Genomic DNA, 26506 nt, shown 5'->3' with positions numbered 1-26506 from the left:
TGTTAGATTTTTAATTTTTAATTCTCAATTTTTAATTTATAAAGTATGAGGTTAGTAGTACTTGGCGGAGGAGAAAGCGGTGTTGGTACCGCTATTCTCGGAAAGAAAAAAGGATACGATGTTTTTGTATCTGATTTTGGAAAGATAAAAGAGAGTTATAAAGAAGTTCTTATCATTAATAAAATTGCCTGGGAAGAGGAACAGCATACCGAAGACCTGATTTTGAATGCAGATGTGGTGATGAAAAGTCCGGGAATTCCAGAGAAATCTCCCATCGTAAAAAAGCTGATTGAAGCAGGAGTAAAGGTGATTTCGGAAATTGAATTTGCGAAACCTTTTACAGAGGCCTTAACAGTTGGAATTACAGGAAGTAATGGTAAAACAACCACGACAATGCTGACGTATCATTTATTGAAATCAGCAGGTTTGAATGTTGGTTTAGGAGGAAACATTGGGAAAAGTTTTGCCTGGCAGGTAGCCGATAATAAATACGATGCCTATGTGCTGGAATTAAGTAGTTTTCAGCTTGACGGAATTATAGAATACCGGCCGGATATTGCCATAATTACAAATATTAGCCCGGATCATTTAGACCGGTACGAATATAAATATCAAAATTATATCGATTCAAAGTTTCGAATAACAATGAATCAAACCGAAAGCGATTATCTTATTTACGATGCAGATGATGAGGCAATTGCCGAATGGTTAAAAAGCAACACAACAAAAGCAAAATTAATTCCTTTTTCATTGTCTAAAACATTCGATGAAGGGGCTTCTATAAATAACAACAAAATGGAAATAAAGATCAACCAAGAAGAGTTTACAATGGAAACAGAATACATTGCGTTAGAAGGAAAACATAATATGAAAAACGCAATGGCAGCAAGCTCTGTAGCAAAATTGATGCAAATTAGAAATGCAACAATTCGCGAAAGTTTATCGAATTTTCAAGGTGTAGAACACCGTTTAGAAAAAGTATTAAAAATTCAGAATGTACAATATATCAACGATTCAAAAGCAACAAATGTAAACGCTACATTCTTTGCTTTAGACAGTATGAATGTGCCAACGGTTTGGATTGTTGGAGGTGTTGATAAAGGAAACGATTACAACGAATTGATGTCGTTAGTTCGTGAAAAAGTAAAAGCAATTATCTGTTTAGGAGTTGATAATCAAAAAATTATCAATGCTTTTGGAAATGTTGTTGATATCATGGTTGAAGTAAACAACATGAACGATGCAGTAAAAACGGCGCAAAGATTAACAGAAAAAGGTGATGCTGTTTTATTGTCTCCGGCCTGCGCAAGTTTCGATTTATTCGAAAACTACGAAGACAGAGGAAAACAATTTAAGCAAGCGGTACACAATTTGTAAAAAAAGTTTCAAGTTTCAGGTTTCACGTTACGTGGGAACCTGAAACCTGAAACAAGAAAAACTTGAAACTAAGGACATGAAAGAATTGGTTAACAAATTAAAAGGAGATAGAGTAATATGGTCATTCGTGGCTTTATTAGCGCTATTTTCGTTTATGCCTGTTTTTAGTGCGAGTAGTAATTTGGCCTATATTGGTCACGGAACCGGAAATACATTGGGTTATTTGGTGAAACATTTGGCTCATGTTTGCATTGGTTTTCTGATTATTTATTGGGTTCATAGAGTGCCTTATCATTATTTCAGGGCGATTTCAAAAGTGGCTTTGCCGGTAGTTTGGATTTTATTGGCATATACACTTTTAAAAGGAACTGTAATTGCCGGAGCAAATGCAAGTCGTTGGATTCAGGTGCCGTTTATTGGTATAACATTTCAAACTTCTACTTTGGCAGCAAGTATCTTGTTCATATTTGTAGCGCGTTATTTGTCAAAAACTAAAGAAGAAAATGAACCATTTCAAGCTTCGTTAATTCAGTTATGGTTGCCGGTTTTTATAACATTAGTACTTATTTTGCCCGCTAACTTTTCGACAACGGCGCTGATATTTTCAATGGTAATCATGCTGACATTTATTGGTAAATATCCATTAAAATATATTGGTTTTATTATAGGTTCAGGAATTGTAATGTTAGCATTCTTTCTTCTGGTTGCAAAAGCTTTTCCGGATTCAAGATTCTTCAGCAGGGTTTCAACCTGGGAAAGTCGTATTATGAATTTTACCACAGATAAACCAGACGAAGATGATTATCAGATAGAAAAAGCAAAAATCGCAATTGCATCAGGAAAGTTTGGAGGTTTAGGACCAGGAAAAAGCGTTCAGAAGAACTTTTTACCACAGTCATCTTCAGATTTTATTTATGCTATTATTGTTGAAGAATATGGTTTAGTTGGCGGAGTTTCGATATTGCTCTTATACTTATTGTTATTATTCCGATTCGTTATAGCATCGCATAAAGCCAATACGCTGTTTGGGAAGTTAGTCGTCGTCGGGCTCGGTTTTCCGATGATATTTCAGGCGATGATTAATATGGCCGTTGCGGTAGAATTACTGCCGGTAACAGGGCAAACGCTTCCGCTGATAAGTAGTGGGGGAAGTTCGATCTGGATGACTTGTTTTTCTTTGGGAATCATTATTAGTGTAACCAAAAAAGAAGAAGAAGTTGCTGAAGAACAAGAAGAAAAAGAAAGACGAAAAGAAGCGCTTCAAAGATTAATTGATAAAGAATTATCAGAAGAAGATTTGCCTGCTGACGAAATATATGAAGAAGCAGGAATGTATTCAATTGAAGACACTTCGAGAAATCCCATGAATGCAGTTTTGAATAAATAAAGATTAAAATAGAATAGTTTTTAAGAGATTAAGTTTTAAAAAATATGACAAATTATAAATTCATATTAAGTGGTGGCGGTACAGGAGGACACATTTATCCTGCAATTGCAATTGCAAATGAATTAAAAGCAAAGTTTCCTGATGCTGAATTTCTTTTTGTTGGTGCAAAAGATAAAATGGAAATGCAGAAAGTACCGCAGGCAGGTTATGAAATAAAAGGACTTTGGATTGCCGGTTTGCAGCGAAAGCTGACTTTACAAAATTTGATGTTTCCTTTAAAACTGGCAACAAGTTTGTTAGAATCAAGAAGAATCATCAAGCAATTTAAACCAAATGTGGTGATAGGTACAGGTGGTTTTGCCAGCGGACCTTTATTGCAAGCAGCAGGCGGAGCAGGAATTCCGACAGTAATTCAGGAACAAAATTCGTTTCCTGGAATTACAAATAAATTGCTGAGCAAAAAAGCAAATGCAATTTGTGTGGCGTATGAAAATTTAGAACGATTTTTTCCAAAGAATAAAATCATTATCACTGGAAATCCGGTTCGTCAGGATTTAATTGACATTGAAAGTAAACGAGATGAAGCAATCACGTTTTACGGTTTAGATCCGAATAAAAAAACATTGTTGGTTCTTGGCGGAAGTTTAGGTGCCAGAAGAGTCAATCAGTTAATTGAAAAAGAATTGCACAATATGCTTTCGCAGGATGTTCAGATAATCTGGCAATGCGGAAAATTATATTTTGAAGATTATAAAAAACATCAACAACAGCATGTAAGAGTCGTTGATTTTATTGAAAGAATGGATTTTGTGTATGCTGCGGCAGATGTGATTATTTCACGTGCGGGAGCGTCATCAGTTTCGGAATTATGCATTGTTGGGAAACCTGTAATCTTTATTCCGTCACCAAATGTAGCCGAAGATCATCAAACCAAAAATGCGCAGGCAATTGTTGATGCAAAAGGGGCTATTTTATTGAAAGAATCAGAACTAGACAGTCAGTTTAGTATTGTTTTTGAGGCTTTATTGAAAGATCACGGCAAGCAAAAGCAGTTGAGTGAAAATATTAAAAAGCTGGCTATGCCAAACGCAACAAAAGATATTGTAAATCAGATTGTAAAGTTGTTATAATGTAACTTTTTCTGAAAATTATAGAACATTATAAAAAAATTAGAACGCTATTTTTAGGCGTTTTGAGTTATTAAAATAAGAAAATTACAAAAGCTTAATTACTAGTTTCTTACAAAATAAAGTAAGGCGTAAATAGCTCAAAAACAAATTGAAATGAATTTAAATCAAATACAAAACGTTTACTTTATTGGCATTGGAGGCATCGGAATGAGTGCTCTGGCCCGTTATTTTAAAAATATCGGGAAACAGGTTTCGGGTTACGATAAAACGCCGTCAATGCTAACAAACGAATTGATTGAAAGTGGTATTGATATTCATTTTGAAGATAATATTAGTTTAATTCCAACCGATTATTTTGTAGAAAATACACTGGTTATTATTACGCCGGCAGTACCAAGATCACACTCAGAGTGGAATTATTTTGTAGAAAGAGAATATCAGGTTAAAAAACGTGCAGAAGTTCTGGGAATCATTACAAAAGACACATTTTGTTTTGCAGTTGCCGGAACACACGGAAAAACGACAACTTCAAGTATTTTAGGACATATTCTATTTCAAAGCGGCGCAGATGTTACTGCATTTGTGGGTGGAATCGTAGAAAATTATAATTCTAATTTGATTGGAAGCGGAAAAACGGTAACAGTTGTAGAAGCAGATGAATTTGACCGTTCTTTTTTGCATTTACACCCGGATATCGCATGTATTACATCAATGGACGCAGATCATTTGGATATCTACGGAACAAGTGAAGCCATTGAAGCTTCGTTTGTAGAATTTGCATCAAAAGTAGAAGATAAAAAGAATCTTTTTATAACGAAAGAATTGCCTCTTGAAGGCGTGCAATGTGCTATAAATGAAGATGCTGTATTTAAAGCGTTTAATGTTCGTATAGAAAATGCAAGTTATGTTTTTGATGTGCAGACACCATCAGAAATCATGAAAGATTTACGTTTTGGATTACCGGGAAAACACAATTTAATGAATGGGCTAATGGCTATTGCGATGGCTAAAACGTATGGTTCCACAACTGATTCTATTGCAAAAGCTTTGGCTTCATTTAACGGAATCAGAAGACGTTTCTCGTATCAGATTAAAACAGAAAAATTAGTTTATATAGATGATTATGCCCATCATCCAACAGAAATAAATGCTGTGCATCAGGCGGTTAGGGAATTATATCCAAATCGTAAAGTTTTGGCCATTTTTCAGCCGCATTTATTCAGCAGAACAAGGGATTTTGCAGATGGATTTGCGGAAAGTTTATCGCAATTTGATGAAGTGTATTTAATGGATATTTACCCGGCACGCGAATTACCGATGGAAGGGATTACATCAGAATGGCTGTTGGGAAAAATGACAAATTCGAACAAAAAAATTGTTGCAAAAGATGATTTATTATCGGAAATCAAAGCCAGTGATGCGCCAATAATTGTAACAATTGGAGCTGGTGATATTGGTGAAATGGTTCCATCAATCAAAAAAATGCTAAATGAAAATATTTAATTGGACGAATATTCGATTAGTGCTCATTTTTGGGCTTGTACTTTTTTTGTATTCGTTTGCGCAGCATAAAAACGGAGATCGAAAATTGAAGAAATCCATGGTAGTTTTTGTAGGAGAAAATACACTGTTTGTAAAGCCTGAAACGGTTAATAAATTGTTGATAGAAAATAAAAGAGACGCTTCCAGTATCCGAAAAGATGAGTTAGATTTGAATAAGATTGAAAAAACCCTTGATACGCAAGAGATGATTGAAAAATCAGATGTATTTGTAAGTATCGACGGTGTTCTAAAAGCGGTAGTAAAACAGAAGACACCAGTAGCGCGAGTTTACGATGGTGATCAATCTTTTTATATTGACTATGAGGGTAATAAAATGCCTTTATCAGACAATTTTACAGCGCGGGTTCCTCTTGTTTCGGGAGCAATCAATAAAAAAAATAACGAAGATTTAGCTGCTTTATTTCGCACAATTTATGACGATGCGTTTTTGAAAAAAAACATCATTGCAATACAAATTATGCCTAATGGCAGCTTAAAAATGTTTAATCGAAATTATAATTACGTCATCGATTTTGGCAGAACGATGAATGTTGATAAAAAATTTAGAAACTATAAAGCCTTTTTTCAAAAAGCAGTTTTAGATAGTTCGTTATATAAATACAATAAGATTGACCTTAGGTTTTCGGAACAAGTAGTTTGCACAAAATAATAGAAAATGGAAAAAGATAACATTGCAGTAGGTCTAGATATTGGAACAACCAAAATAGTTGCCATGATAGGCAAGAAAAATGAGTATGGTAAGTTGGAAATTTTGGGTATTGGAAAATCCAAAAGTTTGGGAGTTGCAAGAGGTGTTGTAAACAACATTACGCAAACGATCCAATCTATTCAACAAGCTATCCTGGAAGCAGAAAATAATTCAGGTTACAAGATAAAAGATGTGGTTGTGGGTATTGCAGGGCAACACATCAGAAGTATTCAGCATACAGATTACATCAGCCGTAATAATCCGGAAGAAGTAATTGGCGAAAAAGATATTCAGCTTTTAATTGACCAGGTTAATAAACTGGCGATGTTGCCGGGAGAAGAAATTATTCACGTTTTGCCGCAGGAATTTAAAATCGACGGACAATCTGAAATAAAAGAACCTATCGGGATGTACGGCGGAAGATTAGAATCTAGTTTTCATGTAGTAGTCGGGCAGGCATCCTCTATCAGAAATGTTGGAAGATGTATTCAGAGTTCAGGAATCGAATTGTCAGGATTGACATTAGAACCTTTAGCTTCTGCAGATGCCGTTTTGAGTCAGGAAGAGAAAGAAGCAGGTGTGGCTTTAATTGATATTGGTGGCGGAACAACAGATTTAGCCATTTTTAAAGATGGTATTATTCGCCATACAGCTGTAATTCCTTTTGGAGGAAATGTGATTACGGATGATATTAAAGAAGGTTGTTCGATTATTGAAAAACAGGCAGAGCTTTTAAAAATAAAATTCGGATCAGCGTGGCCGGGGGAAAATAAAGACAACGAAATTGTTTCTATTCCGGGATTAAGAGGAAGAGAGCCAAAAGAGATTTCGCTTAAAAATTTATCTAAAATTATTCACGCACGTGTTGTGGAAATTGTAGAGCAGGTTTTTGCAGAAATTAAAGCTTATGGACACGAAGATCCTCGTAAAAAATTAATTGCAGGAATTGTTCTTACAGGTGGCGGGGCTCAACTAAAACATATTAAACAATTAGTAGAGTACATTACCGGCATGGATACCAGAATTGGATATCCAAACGAACATTTAGCAGGAAATTCAAGCGAAGAAATTTCTAGTCCGTTATTTGCAACAGCAGTAGGTTTAGTAATGAATAGTATCGAAAATAGTACGCAAAGTGCTATTAGAATGGAAGTTGTAAATGAACAGCCAAAAGTGGTTTACAGAAATGTTCCTCCGCCGGTACAACAACCTGTACAACAGCGATACGAAGTTGAAGAAAACTACGTTGAAAGAGTAGAAACCTTCGAACAGCCAAGAGAAGTTAGAAATAACGCAGGTAAAGAAGAGTCTACAGAAAATAAGATTAGGAGATCATTTTTTGATAGATATGTCGATAAAATCAAAGATTTTTTAGACAACGCAGAATAAGAATAAGTAATAAAAACGAAAAGGATTACTTTTTGCCCCAAGTCAAGAAGTAAAAAATGTATTTAATAAGAATTTCAAAACCAAAAAGATGATGAGCAACTCAGAATTTGGAAGTATTTCATTTGATTTACCAAAAAACCAATCAAATGTAATCAAAGTAATAGGTGTAGGTGGAGGTGGTAGTAATGCTATCAACCACATGTTTAAGCAAGGTATTAAAGGGGTAGATTTTATCGTTTGTAATACAGATTCACAAGCATTACAGAACAGTTCAGTACCTAACAAAATTCAGTTAGGAGTAAATTTAACAGAAGGTCTTGGAGCAGGAGCAAATCCTGATGTAGGACAGCAATCTGCTATTGAAAGTATTGCCGATATTGAAAAAATGTTAGATCGTGGTACTAAGATGGTATTTATTACCGCTGGTATGGGCGGAGGAACAGGTACAGGTGCCGCTCCGGTAATTGCGCAATTGGCAAAAGAAAGAGAAATCCTTACGGTTGGTATCGTAACAATCCCTTTTCAGTTTGAAGGAAAGGTACGTCAGGAACAAGCACTTTTAGGAATCGAAAAATTGCGTAAGCAAGTCGATTCATTAATTGTAATTAATAATAACAAATTAAGAGAAGTATACGGAAATCTTGGTTTTAAAGCAGGATTCTCTAAAGCGGACGAAGTTTTGGCAACAGCCTCAAGAGGTATTGCTGAAGTAATTACGCACCACTATACTCAAAATATCGATTTACGTGATGCTAAAACTGTTTTATCAAACAGCGGAACAGCTATCATGGGATCTTCTGTTGCTGCGGGTGAAAACAGAGCTAAAGATGCTATCGTTTCAGCATTGGATTCTCCGTTATTAAACGACAACAAAATTACAGGAGCCAAAAACGTATTGTTGCTTATCGTTTCTGGATCAAACGAAATTACATTAGATGAGATTGGAGAAATCAATGATCACATTCAGGTAGAAGCGGGTCATAACGCAAATATTATCATGGGAGTTGGTGAAGACGAAACTCTTGGTGATGCTATTGCTGTGACTATTATTGCAACTGGTTTTGATGTTGAACAACAAAATGAAATTGTAAATACAGAGCCTAAAAAAATCATTCACACGTTAGAAGATGAGCAAAGAAGCGTTCATAATTTAACCAATAAATCGGTTACTTCTTTTGATTTAAATGCTGAAACACCTACTGCGAGATCAGAAGAGAAAATTGTTTTTGATTTAATGGAAGATGCGCCGTTTGCTGATACGATTGCTCCCGTAGTACCTACTCCTGTTGCTCCAGTTGCAGTTGCTCCAACTATGAATATGAATCAGGAAGAATTGGTAGTGATGTCAGAATTCATCAAAAATCTTGATGTAACTTTTGAAATCGTTTCGCCAATTACAGATATCGATTTTACTATTTCAACTCCTGAAGTACAATCTTTTCAGGAAATGAAACCTGTTCAGCAAAGAGTTTTTGAAAGAGAAGAGCAAACAACTTTCTCATTTGATTTGCCTCTTTTCAGATCAGAACCAGAAGTAAAAAAAGAGCCTGTTGCTGAGCAAGAGACTAAAATTTTATTCGAATTATCAAACGAAACCCGTAATATTAAAGTTAATGATCCCGTACAATTTGTTCCTGTAACGGAGCTTTCTGAAAACGGAATCATTAAATATTCTTTAGAAGAATACATGGAGGTTGAAAATGACTTAACAGCATCAAAACCAGTTGAAAAAGCAGTAGAAGATGTAGTTCCTGCTGAATTAAACATTACCATGAAACCAAGAGTTGATTTTGCAAGCGAAGCTACTTATACAACGACGGATAATATTTCTCCGATGGAATTGACAATCGAAGAGACTTTACGTTTAAGAGCTGAAGAAAGAAGAAAGAAACTAAAAGAATTTAATTATAAATTTCATAATAATGTTTCAAGAATTGATGAACTTGAAAAAGAACCTGCTTATAAAAGATTAGGCATCGATTTATCAAATTCGCAATCAGGTAATAACAATTCGAGGATATCAGTTGGTACAGATAGTAACAACGATTTACAATTGCGTTCAAACAATTCATTTTTGCACGACAACGTAGATTAATTTTACAATCATAATAATAAAGATAGCCCGAAAATTGGATTTAATTTTCGGGTTATTTTTTTTATCTTCGCACAGAATTTAGAATTTTGACTTCTTTACCTGACTTTTAAAGTTAATCTTGATGTCAGTTCAAACGGAGTCGGGAATGCTTTCAAAACAAATATATCAATTATAGGTTTTACCTATTTAAATAAAAACATAGATGAGTTTACAAACATTAATCATGGATGAAATTAAAACAGCCATGAGAGCAAAAGATACAGTAGCACTGGAAGCATTAAGAGCCATTAAATCTGAAATGTTATTAGCTGCAACAGCTTCAGGTTCTAAAGAAGAATTATCAGAAGACGAAGAAATTAAATTGCTTCAAAGATTAGTTAAAACCCGTAAAGAAAGCGCCAGAATTTTCACAGAACAAAATCGTCCTGATTTGGCTGAGCCGGAATTAGCACAAATTGCAGTAATCGAAAAATTCTTGCCTGCACAATTAAGCGAAGAAGAAGTAGAAGCTGTAATTGCCAAAATTATCGCTGAAACCGGAGCTTCAGGAATTGCTTCAATGGGTAAAGTTATGGGATTAGCTTCTGCACAATTAGGCGGAACTGCTGAAGGAAAAACAATTTCTACTATTGTAAAGAAACTTTTAGTTTAAAAATATTTTAGATTGCAGAGTTTAGATTTTAGATTATCAATTGGAATCTAAAATCTGAACTCTAAAATCATAAATTAAAAGACCGCGTAGTTCAACTGGATAGAATATCAGATTTCGGCTCTGAGGGTTGGGGGTTCGAACCCCTCCGCGGTCACTTAAATAAAAACCTATTTCATTATGAAATAGGTTTTTTATTTAAATTTTCTGTCTTATTCTATGACCAACTTTATATACGCTTGTTCATCTTCGCCTATATATTCTGCATTATAAACACGTTTTCCTATAATTGATTTAACCGCATTTTGCACTTCTTCTAAATCTCCTGCTAATTCAAGACTTACAATTTTCGAATTATTAAATGCATCTTCATCAATAAAATCAGAAACATATAAGTTGAATTCATCAAGAATATCTTCTAACGGATATTGAGAATCTTCATCGTCTTCTAATTCAAATGTAAAAGCAAAAACATGAAGATCTTCTTCTATATTTTTATAAATACCATTTTCGATTAACTCATAATTTGAGTCGTTGTATTTGTCTAATTCAATTTGGTTAATATTTTTCATTTGTTCAGGATGTGATTCTGTTTTAATTGTTTCTATTTGAGTTAAAAGGGATGAGTTCTGCAAGCTAATTTAATAAATATTTTCAATAAACAGCTTTGGGGGATAAAAGCTATATTTAGAATATGATTTGCTAAACAAAGCTGAAAAATCGAGTTTTTTTGTACTTTAGTCCCGGACAAAAGCAATTTCAATCATGATATTTTACATCAATAAAGAACATTTAATTAATGAGATTGAATATCCCGCGCGATATGAGTCTCAAAATTTAATCAAAAGTTCGGTTATTGTGTTTTTGATCATTTTAATGTTTCTGTTATTGTTCAAACCATTTGGTGTTTATGATCCGGAACTCAAAATGCATTATTTGTTTATTTGTTTTTTCCATGCAGTATCACCGGCATTAATTCTGTTGTTTTATTTTGGAACATTGAATTATTTCAGACAAAAACGAAATCAAATTAGATGGACTTTACTCAAAGAGTATATTCATATAGCGATTATATTGGTTCTTGCAGGATTGTCCAGTTTTTTAATGCGGGATTTAATTTATAATAATCCAGACAATTGGTCGTGGAATTATTTTGATGAAGAAATTAGAAATTGTTTTGTCGCGGGTATATTTTTCTACTTTTTTATAAGATTAGGCAGTTTTTATTTTGAATCAAAAAAAGGATCTCCATTTGTACTTCAGTTTATTCCGCTTGCTATAGAACCTGAAAAGAAGAATTTCGAGTCTGTTCTTTTTATTAACACGCAAGTAAAACAAGATGATTTTAGCCTGGATATAGATCATTTACTCTTTGCAAAAGCTGATGGTAATTATATCGAATTGACCAAGTCAAATGGCAATGAAATTACTACAGAAGTAAAGAGGATTTCTCTAACTCAATTTGAATCTCAAATAACAGATTATCCACACTTTTTCAGATGCCACAGAACCTATTTAGTAAATATGTTTAAGATCGAAAAAGTATCCGGAAATTCTCAGGGTTATCTATTATCTTTTCATGAAACTGTTGTAAAAGTTCCGGTTTCCAGAAAACAGGTCGATAGTTTTGATACTTATTATCAGCAGCTTCGCAACAAATATATAGCTTAAGCTTGTTGCTCATCACAAAAGCTAGTTACTTGTAACAAGCCTTGCTGCCGCTGTCTTTTCTAGTTGTACGTTTGCCATAAATAATACTAAACTAATTTATTATGTCAACTTCAACTGTTACTTCAAATCAGGATTCCGGTTCGTCAAACAAACTATTATACATAGATAATATTAAAGTTCTATTAACAATATTGGTGGTGCTTCATCACACGGTTATTACGTATAGTTCTTCCGAAGGCTGGTATTATAACGAACAAACTAGTCTGATGGGAGCACGAATTCCAATGACAATGTTTGTAAGTATTAATCAGTCTTTTTTTATGGGATATTTCTTTATGCTGGCAGCCTATTTTACGGGTTCTTCTTATTCCAAAAAAGGAGCATTAAAATTTATTAAAGATCGTCTTGTTAGATTAGGAATTCCTGTAATATTCTATTCTCTTATTTTATCACCATTTTTAAGTTATCTTGTTTACTATTTCGCAAAAGGAAACCATATTACCTATTTGGAATATTTGAGCGGATTTGATAGCTGGATCGATTTAGGCGTTACATGGTTTGTTGCCGCATTATTGCTTTTTACACTTATTTATGCAGCAGCAAGAAAAATATTTAATTTTAATTTAGAAATGCCTTTAGCTGCGCCAAATTCACAATCTATATTGTTGTTTGCCATAGTATTAGGAGTTGTTAGTTTTTTGGTCAGAATCATATTTCCTGTTGGATGGGTTCTTAAGCCAATCGGATTTCAATTAGGGCATTTTTCACAATATATCGCCTTATTTATTGTTGGATTATTGGCGGCCAAAAACAATTGGTTTGATACACTTTCTGATAAAACAGGCAGACAATTAAAAATATCTGCTTTGCTATGTTTATTATTTTTCCCTGTATTTTTAATTGTCAAATTCAAATTAAATACTCCTTCTTCGTGGTTTTCCGGTGGTTTTTATTGGCAGGCATTGTTGTATGCAGTTTGGGAACAATGGATTGGTATTTCTATAGTAACTGCGCTATTAATTAAAGGAAAAAGAAGTTGGAATACTTCTTCTGTATTGCTTGCTGCATTATCACGCAATAGTTTTGCTGTGTATATTTTTCATCCGTTAGTAATTGTTGGTTTTACATTAGCCATAAGAAATTGGGTTATTGATCCAGCAATAAAACTTTTAGTTGTAGCCCCATTAATAGTATTTGGGAGTTTTATATTAGGATCGCTTATTTTATTAATTCCGGGAGTGAAAAAAATCATTTAGTATCTTTTAAACAAATAATCAAAAAGCCCTCTAAGAACATTCATTTTTAGAGGGCTTTTTGTATTTATATTTCAATCTAAGGATATTATAATAGTTCGCAAAAATTATGATAGCAGCAAAATTAGAATGCTCTTAAATTTTTGAATCAATATATCTCTTTGTTCAAATTAACCTGATAATGACTGTTTTATACCCTAATGTGGAAGAAAAGCGAAAGTAAACGACTTTACTTTGTGTGAAAATTTATGTTAAAATTAATATCTTAAATATTTAAGGTATTGGAAAAGAACATAATATAATTGTAAGGGTATGAAAAGAGTCAGTAATATATTGATTTGGAGTTTTTTTTTATGGATTAATATTTCATTTGGACAATCTCCCGGTGGAGTTACGGGATCTCAGGCATGGTTTAAAACCAATCTTTTGCCAAATGGATCTTTTAATTGGCAGGATTTCAGCGGAGATGGATCTAAACTAAATAATTGGAACACAAAGAATGAATATTCAAACAGCAGCCGGTATTTTAATTTTAATGCCGGGCTTTATTTTGATGGCGGAAGTCGTCAATTTTTCTTAAATCAAACCAACTTACAACAAGGCACCATAATTGGACTTTTTGGTTATACGGCAACTTATTTTAATTACGAGACTATTTTATTCGGAATAAACGGTCGTCCTAACGAAGGTGTGTTAGTAACCAATGATAAAGTGGTAAATAGTACAGAAAGGGATGGAGAAATTTTGGATTATGGCAGTACAACCGGAGAAGATTTATATCGAAAACAAGATAACAGCGAAGGTACAGATGCAAAATTCAGGGAAGGTTCCTTAAAAATTGTTTCTTATTATCAATACCAACAACCTAACATTTCTGTATGGGGAGAAGATCAACAATCAAATTTAACGCTGGGTTACGGTTATCTGAATAATGTTAACGGCTTATCCACGTATACCATGAAAAATTTCGGGAATAATTTTTACGGATATATTCCCGAATTACTAGTTTACAGCCGTGTCTTAACTCCCCTTGAACGCCGAAAAGCAGAGACTTATCTGGCTGTAAAATATGGTGTGAGTTTAAATAATTCTTATATAGACAGTGATGATAATTTAATTTGGGACTGGAGTGCCAATACAGCTTATAATAACCGTATTACTGGCATTATGCGCGATGATGCGAGTGGATTAAATCAGCCTTTTTCAACTACAAGTTATGAAGAAGGACCTTATTTTTCTGATGCATATGATTCTTATCAGGATCAAAATCAGAGCGGTAATTCTTCCCGTTATCGATTATTGGTAATGGGACAATTTCCCGGTAATAATCTGACAGATAAAAACGCCACTTTATGGGGTGATGACAATGGAGTTTTAACCACACAGAAAGCGGGTGGAGGCATTGCAGGAATGAAAAGAATGGTGAGAACCTGGAAACTCGTTACAAATACATTACCTCCAACAGCAGAACAAAAAACATTACTTTTTAATAGTAATGGTTTGCAGGTCGATTCAGATTTTGGCAAAAGTACGTTTACTAATAAGACTGCTTCCAGCACAGGAACGAGTGTGACATCAGTTCCTCTGCAGGGAACAAATGGGTATCTTGAGTTTAAATCCATAGCCGTTGGAACTGAGTTGCAGGTTAAATTTGGAAATCAGGATGGTACTGCCAATACATCAGATTATGGGATAAAGATTGAGGCAAGCGGTGCTACTTATACTTTGGAAGGTATCAAAAAACCGGATTTCTGGAGGAATATGTCAGCTACTATCCACACTATTACCATAGAGAAAAAAGAAAATGTAATTTATATTAATATTTATAATCCTGATGGAACCAAAGATCTTGCAACCAGAAAACTGACAATTGCTCCTGCAGACGCCGATAAGAAGTTTTACGGTGTTATTTCTTTACAGAAAAAAAATACAGACACTTCATTAACAATTGCTCACGGCGGATTTGTTGCAACAGGTTCTAAGGTTGAGCTTTCGTATGATGATTCACTAGCTTCTGAATTTGCAAATTATACGGATAAAAGTTTTCTTATCATAGACCGCTCAGGTACAGGTAATTTTGGAGTGGATAATGTTGATTATTATCCGGTTAGCGATATTGACTTGAGTAGAAAGAAAATAATATTTAACAATATTATTTGGGATGCTGACGGCAACGGTAAAGACGTTTTTACTTTTGGATATAAAGATGCTAACTTAAAATTAATTGCTGTCGAAGAAGCAATAGATCCTACTTGTGAAGAAGGTGTTTTACAGCAAAATGGTAAAATTAATATTGAAATAAAAGAAGGCGTACCGGGATATAAATACACCCTGAATAAAACAGGATCTTCTACGGTTTTAAAATCAGATACTTTTTATGAATCAAAAGCCACACTTGAAAATCTGGAAGCAGGCAATTATGATTTGACTCTGGAAATGGTTGGAACCAATTTTGAGAAAACAGGAGGAAATACCCAAGTTGCTGTTACAACAAATACAGCATTCTATGTAGCGGGATATGGAAGTTTGCAATGGACAGTAACTGATTTTACTTCGGATAAATATATTGGTTTTATCAATCAAAAATTAACTGGGACAACCGCATTACTTAATTATGGAGTTCAGATAAAACAAAATCAATTGTATTTCTGGAATAAAGGTGTGGCGTCAGAAACCACTTTAACCACATTAAAAAAAGGCAGCCAAATAAAATTGGTAATGCAGGGAAATATTTTCCAATGTTGGGTTGATAATACACAAGTAGGAACTCAAAATTTAGCTGCGGCAGATGTAGGTTTATCTTATTTTGGATTTGTTGCACTCAATGGATCTAACAACGGAATTTACAATTTACTCCACACTGGCTTTGTTACCGATAGTGCTAAGCTTATTTGGGGAACAGCATCTTATTTGAACATTACAGAAGGCGATGGAGTTACCAGTAAACTGATGCAAAAAATAATACTTAAAACTCCTGAGTGTAATGAGATTCTCCCGCCTCCAGTACCTGTAATAAATGATAAACTCATTGTTGCTCCGGTGCCTTCAAAATCAGGGGCAAACTTCAATATTTATGTAAATCTGGATTCCCCTTCAGAGGTTATGATATTAATATTCAATACCGCAGGAACTTTAATTCAGCAATTGCGAAATCCTGAATTGCAAAAATCAAACACTTTTATTACCAGCATCCCTACATCGGGAATCTACATTGTAAAGGCATTGACAGCAGAAGGTGAATTCTCCAAATCAATTATCATAAACTAAGTCAGGCATTTTTAAGAGTGAAATGTCAGCAACTCAATAAAGTAATTATCCAAAGATTTAATTTGGAAAAACCAGCAAAGATGGAAAAGAAAGAAAGTTTGAAATCAACCATACAGAAGATTACCGCAAGTATATTGGCTAGTATAATATTTGGACAAAGTGCTCTTGCATACAATTTTGTATCAGCGAAAGACTTATGTTTTACTATATCTTCAAAAGTAAATACTAATAATAAGTCTCATCATGAAGCAGAATCAATAAACCCAACTCAAGGAAATGTTTCAAAAAGAAAATCTGATGAAGTTAATGAAGCAAATCAAATTATAATCCCTGCTTTGGAAAACGGTGGAGTTATTGGCGTATATGCAGGTAAACTTCTGGATAATCCAGCTGATAATTTATTCCATTTTTATCTTAAAGAACAACTTAAACCTGAAGATCGGGTAAAATTAGTTTACGAATTGCAGGGAGTTTCAGATTATCATGGGGTTGCTATAAGCATCAATGATGAATTTTCGAGAGGCGGAAATTGGGTACAAAAAAGTGATCAATGGAGCCAGCAAGAACAATATATTAATGCGGAGAGTCTGCGCCAGGGCGATAATACACTTTTATTTTCATTACCGGAAAATGCTACTTATGGTTTTCAGGTTCGAAAGCTAGCTTTTGTAGTAGAGACAGAAAAATCGAAAGCACTTCGATTAGATAATCTGACAGCTTTGAGCTATAAAGGTGAAGAATATGTAAGCGGGTTTGTAGACGGATTAACCTCAGACAGTCAAATTAGTGTTGAAGGAAAAGTTATAACTCATCAAAATGGATTTTTTGAAACTATTTTGCCTGCTGGAACGACTTCAAAAGTTATAGTAACTATTAGCACAAAAGGGGAAAAATTACAACAAAGTATTGCTGTTAAACCTATTTCGGCCCTACATCAGGAAGAATTGACGAGTGTTTTTACAGGACAATCTAAAACATTTGTAAAAGGACAAAAAATGACTTTGTCTGTTGGTTCAGCTAGTATAGAGGTCAATGAAAATGCCTTATTAGAAAACAAAATATTAAGTATAACACCTTTACGATCTCTTGATTTACCAGCATTAGATCCAATGATGACCAATCTAACTAATGGCAAAGGATATCGTTTTTTACCCCATGGAGAACATTTTGCAGATGGAGCAATTGTAAAATTAGGATATAACAAAGAATTATTGCCACCGGGTTATACAGAAGAAGATATTAGAACCTTCTTTTTCGATAAAAATACCGGACATTGGGAAGCTCTGGAACGAGATAGTTTAGATGTAGCCCATCAAATAATCATTTCAAAAACAACTCATTTTACCGACATGATTAACGGAGTTATTAAAACTCCTGAATCACCCGATACACAAGGATTTGCAGCAACAATGATGAATGACATCAAAGCAGCTGATCCAACAGCTGCCATACAGACCATACAACCGCCAATAGCAAATCAACAGGGATCAGCCAATTTAAATTATGGTATCGAACTACCGCCGGCACGTAATGGTATGCAGCCTAACATAACGGTGAGCTACAATAGTGATGGAGGCAGTGGCTGGCTTGGCGAAGGCTGGGACATACAAACTCCAAGTATTAGTGTAGATACCCGTTGGGGAGTGCCTCGTTATAGTACTACACAAGAAACGGAAACTTATAATTTTAATGGGACGATGTTGGTTCAAATGGAGAACCAAAATGCAACGGTAGCACACCGTGGAGATAAAATAGCACGTAAAACAGGAGATGTTCAGTTTTACCCAAGAACCGAAGGAAGCTTTAGTAAAATTATCCGAAAAGGGAGTGATCCTAAAAATTATATTTGGGAAGTAACAGATAAAAGCGGTACAGTTTATCAATATACACAAACACTTAAAAGTAATAACGGAAACATTGCGGAATGGTATCTGAGCAGTGTAACAGAGTTACATGGCGACTTTATAAAATATACACATTCGCAAGTTGATGAAACTATACAAGGAACTGTAAAAGCAAAGGCTACATATTTAACGAATATAGAATATGGAAATAAAAATGACAATTCACACACGATTATTTCATTTACAAATGAAGCTGTAAAAACAGTAAAAACCAGTAGTGGGCGTTACGGTTTTTTAACTTCAAAACAAAAACTATTGACCAAAATAACTGTAAACCATTTGGGTAATACGTTACGTAGTTATGATTTTGTTTATAAAAAAGACGATGGAGCGTTTAAGAAAACCCTTTTAGAAAAAATAGTTCAGAATGATGCAAGCGGAGCAAAATTCAATGAGCATGTTTTTGAATATTATGATGACGTAAAAGCTGCCGAAGGTTATGTTCCTTTTAGCAGTAGTACAGAAAATTGGAATACCGGGAAAGATAATGTAACCGGAAATGGTGTTATTACAAAAACAGATATCATAGCTGGTGATGTGCTTTTCAATGACAAAATCTCGGCATTAGGAGGCGGAGTTTCTACTAATGGTGGATTTTCTATGTTTGTAGGTGTTGGTCTTAGTGATTATGTTCCAACTTCTACGAGTAATACTGTTGGAGTTAGTTTTTCCTATTCGCCATCAGAATCAAAAGGACTTTTGGCCTTGGTGGACATTAATGGAGATGGTTTAGCTGATAAGGTATTTAAGGATTCAGGAAAAATATATTACCGAGCTAATTTAGGGAACGGCAGTTTTGGAGAACGAAATGAAGTGCATGGAATTTCTGCTATTTCAATGAGTAAATCAGCTTCAACCTCATATGGATTTGTAGCGAAACCGGGAATAGGTTTTAGTGTTGCAACTTTAGGGGAAAGTTCTGAAACTACTAAAAATACAACGAATACTTATTTTCAAGATGTAAATAATGATGGTTTAGTAGATTTGATACGCGATGGTGTAGTGTATTTTAACCATATTGTGAATCTAAATGGTAATGCAATTCCAACTTTTACTACTTCAAGCTCTGATACTGCCAGTCCAATGGTGGGAGGCGGAAACATCGATACAAGTGTTACAGCAGTAGATCCTGCAGAACAGGCAGAAGCTATTGCTAATTCACCTTTGCACGATGTAATACGAGTATGGGAAGCTCCATTTGCAGGAACCATAAAAATAGAAAGTACTGCTACATTAATACCTCCAACAGGAGTTTATGATCAAGATGAATACGCTTTAGCAGATGGTGTATTTGTGGGAATCCAAAAAGGAGCAACGCAAATTGTAGCGCAACAAGCACTAACAAAAACAGCACCATCGATGAATCTTTCAACAGCTTCGCAAATAGTAGCTAAAGGGGAGAAAGTGTATTTCAGGGTACAATCCGGTCGTACAGATTTAGCCAATGGAGCTTTTGATCAGGTAGACTGGAATCCGGTTATTACGTATACTGATGCAAGCAGAACTAATTTGCCAACAAATGCCGATGGAGAACAACGGTTCAGCTACAAAGCAAGCGAAGGTTTTGTAGTAGAAAACAGCACGGCTAATGTTGTAGTTCAAAAAGCAAACGAAACAGGAGTTGTACAAATAAAAGGGATTTTCACAAAACCCGTAACCAGCGATGATATCAAAGTCATCATTTCAGGTAAAAATGCTTCGGGTGCTTTTGAACAACTTTGGTGTACCACTTATACATCAGATCAGGTTTCTAATGGCGAACTTACTGCAACTTTTATGGTACCGGCAATTGCGGAGGATTATCAGGAACTAAAAGTCGCCATTTTGAGTGATACCAATATTGCCTGGGATAAAATATTATGGGATGCTAAATTAGCACATTATTCATTAGGGGCTTATAGTCTTAATGGTACAGGTACTGATGGGATAACTCTTACAGGAGCATCAGATTTTGAAACAATTCCTTTTAAGGATTACAGCATTTATGCGAATCATTTAGTAGAAGGAAATCTATATACAGCAACCACAACAGGTTCGCTTAATTTGGTGCCAACCTTAACAGCAACCAATACAAACGGATCAGGTTATAAAGTAACACTTTCTGCTAAAACAAGTGAAGGTATTTTATTAGGTAAAAGAAGTTATCCTATGTATAACGGACAACTTTTAGATACTACACCAGTAGTAGTAAAAGCAACTTTAGGAGATAAAATCTGGATAGAATATGCTTTATCTGATAGTGCAGCATTAGGAACTTTATCAGTATTAGCAGACACTACACCAAGCGTTATCGTAAACGGAACTCCGTTAGTAGCCGCAGTATTTGCTCAAACGGTAGGCGCAGAGCCATTTGGTTCTATGCAACGCCATTGGGGACAATTTGTTTACAATGCGATGGACAAACGATACGAGAAGCCAATAGATGAAAGTGAATTATTTTTGCCAGACTCAGATTCGGCCGAAATGGATCCGCGAAAAATAATCTTTAATATGATGACTCCTGATGTAATGACTAAAAAATACTGGTCAGGGGCAGATAATTTAACCTATGTAAACGGCACAATAGTATCGAGTTCTCGTTTAGGCGAGGATAATGTAGTATTGACTAATCCACTGGATAGTTTGGCTGCTGGAGACATAAATACAAATAATCCATATTGTACGGAAGGTTCAGCTGCATTTGGAATTAATAAAATCACAAAATCACAGAGTACTGCGAGACAATATGGATTAACACCTTTTACTGTGAGCGAATCACAAGGAACATCAGAAGTGATAACCGATTATCAGGATATGAACGGAGATGGTTTCCCGGATATCATTACCAAAGGAAATATTCAGATGTCTAACAGCAGAGGAGGTTTTGATGGAGAGAATGTTGCTATAAGTGCGTTACACAGTAGTAGTAATAGCTCCTATAGTGTAGCATTAGGAGGATCACCTTTCTTCTCTAAGTCAATTAAAACTGCTACTGCAAATTATAATGCAGCAGTTGCCGCCAAGTCAGCTATTGATTGTTCAAAAGCGGGTGCAGATGAAGCTTACGCTGAAGCTGCTCAGGCAACCAGAAATGCAGAGAGTGCATTAAATAAAGCTAAAAGTCAGTCACCGGTTAGCGGTGGAGTTTCTTATAATAAAGAAGAAACAGTTCAAACCTTGACTGATGTTAACGGTGATGGTCTTCCGGATAAAATTTTAAGTAACAAAAAAGTACAGCTTAATTTAGGGTATAGTTTTACTGAGCCAATCGATTATGGCTTAGAAGATATAACTAAGGCAGAATCATTATTTCCTAGTGTAAATGTAGGAGGAGGATTTGATATGGGATCGTCTTCCATGTCAGGTGGTTATGGTGTTGTAAAAACGATCACTTGGAGTGATTTTACATTGCAGGATGTCAATGGTGATGGACTGGTAGATCAGGTGTTTAAGAATAATCTGGTTCGTCTGAATTTAGGAGATCGCTACAGTGATCCAATACCATGGAATGGATTGGGAGTTTTAGGTCAGTTATCTTCTACAGCGGAGTCGCTTAATGCATCATTCACTACTGGCTTTACAGTGCCAATTGTGAGTATTAAAATAGCAATTAATCCGGGTGTATCTGCGGGGCTTTCGAGCAATCGTACTGAAACACAATTACAGGATATTGACGGTGATGGATTCCCAGACTATTTAACTTCTACGGAAGATAATGCTATGGAGGTAAAACGCTCGACTATTGCGCGAACGAACAAGCTAAAAGCAGTTCATACGCCACTAGGAGGAGAATTTATTGTAGACTATAGTCGAACTACACCTACTTACGACCATCCGGGAGGAAAATGGGTGATGCAAAGTGTGGTTATAAAAGACGGAATTGCGAGTGATGGTCCTGATATGAAAACCCAGTTTGCCTATTCAAAAGGGAAATACGAACGCCATGAGAGAAGTTTCCTTGGTTTTGGAGAAGTAAAAACTCAAAGTATTGATACCGAGAATAGCGATAAAGTATACAGAACACTAACGCAAAATTATGACGTGTCTGATTATTACAACAGCGGACAATTGTTAAGCTCAGTTTTAGAAAGTAATGAAGGTGTTGATAGCGATACGAATTCTGGAGCAAAATACACAGAGAATACGCAAAAATATTTTACCTATGCCGTAAAAGCTACTGGAGACAAATATGATTTTACAGCCGTAAATAAAATGTGTTCAGACAGAGGCGTGAGTTTTAATCCAAATAAAAATATCACTTCATTTGCTTATGAAGGTGGAACAACACCGCTAAAATTGAGCGAAATAAATAGTGAATACTATGTAAGTTCAGGGGATTTTGGAAATCTGAAAAACTATAGTTTTAAAGACAACACCACCGGAAATTATAAGACCGAAATAAGTTATACCAATAATGTAGCGAAACATATTCTGGGATTGCCAACAAGTAGTAAAGTTATTATGGGTGGCATAGCCGTGCGCGAGGTAAAAGCGGTTTATGATACCAATTATGCCAATCATATTATACAAATAAGTCAAAAATTAAACGACAGCCAATGGGCAGTTACAGACCTTAAATATGATGCTTTTGGAAACATAACCCAAAAAACATTACCGGAGAATTACAAAAAAGAACGTCCGTTTTATAAATATCGTTACGACGATCAATTTAAAATGTATGTAGAAGAAATCTCAGATAATTTCGATTACCGCAGTTATGCCAGAAATTACGATAGCCGTTACGGAATTGCCTTAGAAAGTGAAGATGTAAATGGATATGTAATTAAAAAAGAAATAGACGAATTTGGAAGGTTAACAAAAGTTCAGGGGCCAAAAGAAGCCGCAATTGGACAACCGTATACAATTCAAATGGATTATTTTCCAACAACAATTGTGTCTAACGGAAATATCAGCAGAACGGCGCATGCAAGAACGAAACATTTTGATGCACAACATCCGACTGATCCAATTGAAACCGTAACTTTTGTAGATGGACTGGGAAGAGCCATTCAGGTTAAAAAAGATGTAGCAATTACAGATAATCAAGCACCGGAACAGCAAAGTAATGTGATGGTTGTTTCGGGACGTGCACTTTTTGATGCTTTCGGACGTGTAAAATCAGCTTATTATCCTCAGACTTCAGCTCTTGGAGACTGGAATAAATTTATGGATGGCTATGATTCGGTTGAACCGACAAAAACTACCTATGATGTTCTGGATAGACCAATGACGACTACTTTACCTGATGGTGCAGCTACTAAAATGGCATACACTATTGAAGGTGATTTATTAAAAACAGAAGTTACAGATGCCTTGAATAATACCAATTCAAGTTATGCCAATGGTTCAGGATTAACCATGAAAACGCTTGATGCAAATAGCGTAGTAACACAATTTGGTTATGACGGAATTGGAAGAAATATTACCGTAACCGATGCTCAGGGACAGCAAACCATAAGTACCTATGATTTGGGCGACAGACGTACGCAGGTAATTCAACCGGATGCAGGAAAAAGTACATTTAGTTTTGATGCTTTAGGGAATTTACTCGAAAGACAAACCGCTAATCTGGAAGCTAAAAGCAAAAAGATTACTTATGAATACGATTATAACAGATTGACGAATATTCATTATCCGGAACATCCTGAGAATGATGTGCGTTATGTTTTCGGGTCTAAAAATGAGAGTCAAAACCGTAAAGGAAGATTGATTTTGATGGAAGACGTTACCGGAGCACAAGAGTTCTCATACGGAATTATGGGTGAAATCGAAAGTATTCGCAGAACAGTAATTGTTCCGAATTCAGCTATTGCGACTTATGTCACAAGTTGGAAATACGATTCCTGGAACCGTCTACAGGAAATGATTTATCCGGATCAGGAAAAAGTAAGTTATACTTATAATTCAGGTGGATTATTGCAAGCGGTTGCAGGTAAAAAAGCTTATAGCTACAACTATGTAAACAAAATTGGTTATGACAAATTTGAGCAAAGAAGTTACCTGAAATATTGTAACGGAACAGAAACCAAATACAATTACGAGCCATTAAGAAGAAGACTCGATAATATGACTGTAGCTTCAGGAACAGGCTATCAAGGGAATAATACCCCAAGAATGTTCATGAACAATAAATATCAATATGACAAAGTAAGCAATGTATTGAATGTTACAAACAGTGCAGCAGGCGTGAGCAATAAAATGGGTGGAATGATGGCGCACAATTATCAGTATGATAATTTGTACCAGTTAACATCTGCAAATGGAGTCTATACAGGAGCGGATCAAAAAACGGCGAATTATAATCTGGAAATGAAGTACGATGATCTGCACAATATTGTGAGTAAAACACAAAATGTCGCCCAGAACAAAGTAAGCGATCCGGGTGTATTAAAAGCAGGTTATGTTATGAATTACAATTATAACAGTACCAACAAACATCAGTTAGATAATGTAACCGAAACAGAGTATCGTACAAAAAACACAGACCCGAAAGTAGATAAACAAAAAGACAACAAATATGTTTATGACGCTAACGGAAACATGATTTATGTAAATACGGAAGAAATCAAAATTGATGGAAAAGTAGCGGAAAAAGCCCAGGAAAAGAAAATGCTTTGGGATGAAGAAAACAGACTAGGTGCTATAAGTATCAACGGTTATGTTTCATCATACAGTTATGATGCAGGAGGAGAACGTGTAACGAAATTGTCTGGAGGCGGACAAGGAATTTTCGTGAACTCAGTATTCGCAGGAGGAAAAACCTCAACGTCTAATTTTACATTATATGTAAATCCTTATTTGGTTGCACAAAACGGAGGACGTTATACGAAACATATCTACATAGGTTCACAAAGAATAGTTTCTAAACTGGGAGATTTTGACAGTTACGGAGCAGATCCTAGACGTGTTGAAAAAGCAGGAGAATCATTCTCTGGAGTAAAAGTAAATTATGATGCGAAGTACAAGAAAGCATTAGAAGTTGTAAAAGAAAATTATACAACTTTAGATGTCCCTTATTACGGTGTTGACAACAATGATTATGTAAATGGTCTAGGATTCTGTTGTAATCAAGCAGGAGATACTAATTCGGGTAATGCTACTGGAAAAATGACAGCAAAAAATGACAATGCAGAGTTGCAACAATTCTATTACCATCCTGATCATTTAGGAAGTTCTTCGTATATTAGTAACTTAGATGGTGAAGTTGTTCAGCATGTTGAATATGTGCCTTTCGGGGAAGTTTTCTTGGAGGAAAAGAATGCGAAATGGAATACGCCGTATCTTTTTACAAGCAAAGAGCTTGACAAAGAAACCGGAATGTACTACTTTGGAGCACGTTATCAGGATCCGAAATTAGGAATCTTTATATCCGTTGATCCAAAGGCAGAGGTGATACCTAATTTTTCTTCATATAATTATGCACTTAATAGTCCCATTAATTATACGGATCCAGATGGCAGATATGCTGTATCTGTTCATTATAGAATTACAGTGAATGCAATGATAAATGCTGGTTTTAGTAAAGCTGATGCAAGAAGAATTGCACATCGTGCTAGTGTATATGCGGATCATCCGACGATGTTTGTATTAGGTATGGATAATAATGGACATGGAACTGACCATCATTATAGAACTGATGTAGACTATACTCCCACGTCAAAGTCTCAAGATGAAAGTAATAGTAGATGGCATTCAATGATGTCTGACGCAGAGGGTAGGGCTGGTATGAATTATTCACAAGCGAAACAAAGAGGTTTGGAGTTTGGATGGTCAAATATTTTTGATCAAATGAATGGAGTGGATGAAGGTAAATTAGGGCAGGGGTTGCATGCTTTACAAGATGCTTATGCTCATGATGGAGTTACAACTAATGAGCATTTGGGATGTAATCCTTCTTCGGCAGGTATGATAGCTAATGATATGTATGGAAATACAAGGAAGGCAAGGCTAATTACAAAATCTGCCTTAGCAGTATTAACGATGTTTAATAAGATTAATAATGGAGGTAATTTAAAAGACGGTATGATAATGGATTTTAATGGAATGTCAAAAAAGCAATTAAAAATAACTACAGAACTTTTTTATAAAAATGGATTTACACTAGAGTCTATGAAAGGGAATGAAGGGATTTATCAGCTTAAACAAAATTTCTAA

13 protein-coding genes and 1 tRNA gene are annotated in these 26506 nt (G+C 35.2%); 13 read left to right on the top strand and 1 reads right to left on the bottom strand.

Going from position 1 to position 26506, the window contains the following annotated elements; all coding sequences use genetic code 11:
* Positions 1 to 45 precede the first annotated feature (45 nt).
* The 9 genes from murD to ACZ0AH_RS19300 all read left to right on the top strand — a co-directional run bounded on the left by murD (position 46) and on the right by ACZ0AH_RS19300 (position 10435).
* Positions 46 to 1377, top strand: coding sequence for a UDP-N-acetylmuramoyl-L-alanine--D-glutamate ligase (gene murD, locus ACZ0AH_RS19340; RefSeq protein WP_463477403.1), 1332 nt, complete (start codon positions 46 to 48; stop codon positions 1375 to 1377).
* Between the two features lie 76 nt (positions 1378 to 1453).
* On the top strand, positions 1454 to 2764 hold the full coding sequence (locus tag ACZ0AH_RS19335) for an FtsW/RodA/SpoVE family cell cycle protein (RefSeq protein ID WP_463477402.1): 1311 nt from the start codon (positions 1454 to 1456) through the stop codon (positions 2762 to 2764).
* A 44-nt stretch (positions 2765 to 2808) separates the two neighbouring features.
* Positions 2809 to 3894, top strand: coding sequence for an undecaprenyldiphospho-muramoylpentapeptide beta-N-acetylglucosaminyltransferase (murG, locus tag ACZ0AH_RS19330; RefSeq protein ID WP_463477401.1), 1086 nt, complete (start codon positions 2809 to 2811; stop codon positions 3892 to 3894).
* A gap of 153 nt (positions 3895 to 4047) precedes the next feature.
* Positions 4048 to 5397 (top strand): UDP-N-acetylmuramate--L-alanine ligase, encoded by a 1350-nt coding sequence (gene murC, locus ACZ0AH_RS19325; RefSeq protein WP_463477400.1) that lies wholly within the window; start codon positions 4048 to 4050, stop codon positions 5395 to 5397.
* Positions 5384 to 6106 carry a cell division protein FtsQ/DivIB gene (locus ACZ0AH_RS19320; protein ID WP_463477399.1) on the top strand — a complete coding sequence of 241 codons (723 nt, stop codon included), beginning with the start codon at positions 5384 to 5386 and terminating at the stop codon, positions 6104 to 6106. The genes murC and ACZ0AH_RS19320 overlap by 14 nt, the downstream gene beginning before the upstream one ends.
* Positions 6107 to 6112: 6 nt before the next feature.
* Positions 6113 to 7534: a cell division protein FtsA gene (ftsA, locus tag ACZ0AH_RS19315; protein WP_463477398.1), complete on the top strand. Its 1422-nt coding sequence runs from the start codon at positions 6113 to 6115 to the stop codon at positions 7532 to 7534.
* An 88-nt stretch (positions 7535 to 7622) separates the two neighbouring features.
* Positions 7623 to 9629: a cell division protein FtsZ gene (ftsZ, locus tag ACZ0AH_RS19310; RefSeq protein WP_463477397.1), complete on the top strand. Its 2007-nt coding sequence runs from the start codon at positions 7623 to 7625 to the stop codon at positions 9627 to 9629.
* A 202-nt stretch (positions 9630 to 9831) separates the two neighbouring features.
* Positions 9832 to 10281 (top strand): GatB/YqeY domain-containing protein, encoded by a 450-nt coding sequence (locus tag ACZ0AH_RS19305; protein ID WP_463477396.1) that lies wholly within the window; start codon positions 9832 to 9834, stop codon positions 10279 to 10281.
* Between the two features lie 80 nt (positions 10282 to 10361).
* Positions 10362 to 10435: transfer RNA gene (locus tag ACZ0AH_RS19300), tRNA-Arg, on the top strand.
* A 55-nt stretch (positions 10436 to 10490) separates the two neighbouring features.
* Here ACZ0AH_RS19300 and ACZ0AH_RS19295 read toward each other — a convergent pair.
* Positions 10491 to 10850, bottom strand: a complete 360-nt coding sequence (locus ACZ0AH_RS19295; protein ID WP_463477395.1) for a hypothetical protein — start codon at positions 10848 to 10850, stop codon at positions 10491 to 10493.
* A 193-nt stretch (positions 10851 to 11043) separates the two neighbouring features.
* On the opposite strand from ACZ0AH_RS19295, the gene ACZ0AH_RS19290 reads away from it, so the two are divergent.
* From ACZ0AH_RS19290 to ACZ0AH_RS19275, 4 genes are all read left to right on the top strand, one after another.
* Positions 11044 to 11949 carry a LytTR family transcriptional regulator DNA-binding domain-containing protein gene (locus ACZ0AH_RS19290; RefSeq protein ID WP_463477394.1) on the top strand — a complete coding sequence of 302 codons (906 nt, stop codon included), beginning with the start codon at positions 11044 to 11046 and terminating at the stop codon, positions 11947 to 11949.
* Between the two features lie 101 nt (positions 11950 to 12050).
* A complete protein-coding gene (locus ACZ0AH_RS19285; protein WP_463477393.1) occupies positions 12051 to 13205 on the top strand; it encodes an acyltransferase family protein in 1155 nt (384 codons plus the stop codon).
* 309 nt (positions 13206 to 13514) lie between these two features.
* The gene (locus tag ACZ0AH_RS19280) at positions 13515 to 16469 is read left to right on the top strand and encodes a T9SS type A sorting domain-containing protein (protein ID WP_463477392.1); all 2955 of its coding nucleotides are present in this window, start codon (positions 13515 to 13517) and stop codon (positions 16467 to 16469) included.
* A gap of 80 nt (positions 16470 to 16549) precedes the next feature.
* Positions 16550 to 26506 (top strand): SpvB/TcaC N-terminal domain-containing protein, encoded by a 9957-nt coding sequence (locus ACZ0AH_RS19275; RefSeq protein ID WP_463477391.1) that lies wholly within the window; start codon positions 16550 to 16552, stop codon positions 26504 to 26506.

This window comes from Flavobacterium sp. AC105 (genome assembly GCF_979258495.1).
Note: the sequence above shows the minus strand (reverse complement) of the source record. Positions and strands in the feature narration are given on the sequence as shown.

Excerpts from the sequence above, each read along its gene's own strand:
- murD (WP_463477403.1), top strand. The coding sequence starts at position 46 with ATGAGGTTAGTAGTACTTGGCGGAGGAGAAAGCGGTGTTGGTACCGCT.
- ACZ0AH_RS19335 (WP_463477402.1), top strand. The coding sequence starts at position 1,454 with ATGAAAGAATTGGTTAACAAATTAAAAGGAGATAGAGTAATATGGTCA.
- murG (WP_463477401.1), top strand. The coding sequence starts at position 2,809 with ATGACAAATTATAAATTCATATTAAGTGGTGGCGGTACAGGAGGACAC.
- murC (WP_463477400.1), top strand. The coding sequence starts at position 4,048 with ATGAATTTAAATCAAATACAAAACGTTTACTTTATTGGCATTGGAGGC.
- ACZ0AH_RS19320 (WP_463477399.1), top strand. The coding sequence starts at position 5,384 with ATGAAAATATTTAATTGGACGAATATTCGATTAGTGCTCATTTTTGGG.
- ftsA (WP_463477398.1), top strand. The coding sequence starts at position 6,113 with ATGGAAAAAGATAACATTGCAGTAGGTCTAGATATTGGAACAACCAAA.
- ftsZ (WP_463477397.1), top strand. The coding sequence starts at position 7,623 with ATGATGAGCAACTCAGAATTTGGAAGTATTTCATTTGATTTACCAAAA.
- ACZ0AH_RS19305 (WP_463477396.1), top strand. The coding sequence starts at position 9,832 with ATGAGTTTACAAACATTAATCATGGATGAAATTAAAACAGCCATGAGA.
- ACZ0AH_RS19295 (WP_463477395.1), bottom strand. The coding sequence starts at position 10,850 with ATGAAAAATATTAACCAAATTGAATTAGACAAATACAACGACTCAAAT.
- ACZ0AH_RS19290 (WP_463477394.1), top strand. The coding sequence starts at position 11,044 with ATGATATTTTACATCAATAAAGAACATTTAATTAATGAGATTGAATAT.
- ACZ0AH_RS19285 (WP_463477393.1), top strand. The coding sequence starts at position 12,051 with ATGTCAACTTCAACTGTTACTTCAAATCAGGATTCCGGTTCGTCAAAC.
- ACZ0AH_RS19280 (WP_463477392.1), top strand. The coding sequence starts at position 13,515 with ATGAAAAGAGTCAGTAATATATTGATTTGGAGTTTTTTTTTATGGATT.
- ACZ0AH_RS19275 (WP_463477391.1), top strand. The coding sequence starts at position 16,550 with ATGGAAAAGAAAGAAAGTTTGAAATCAACCATACAGAAGATTACCGCA.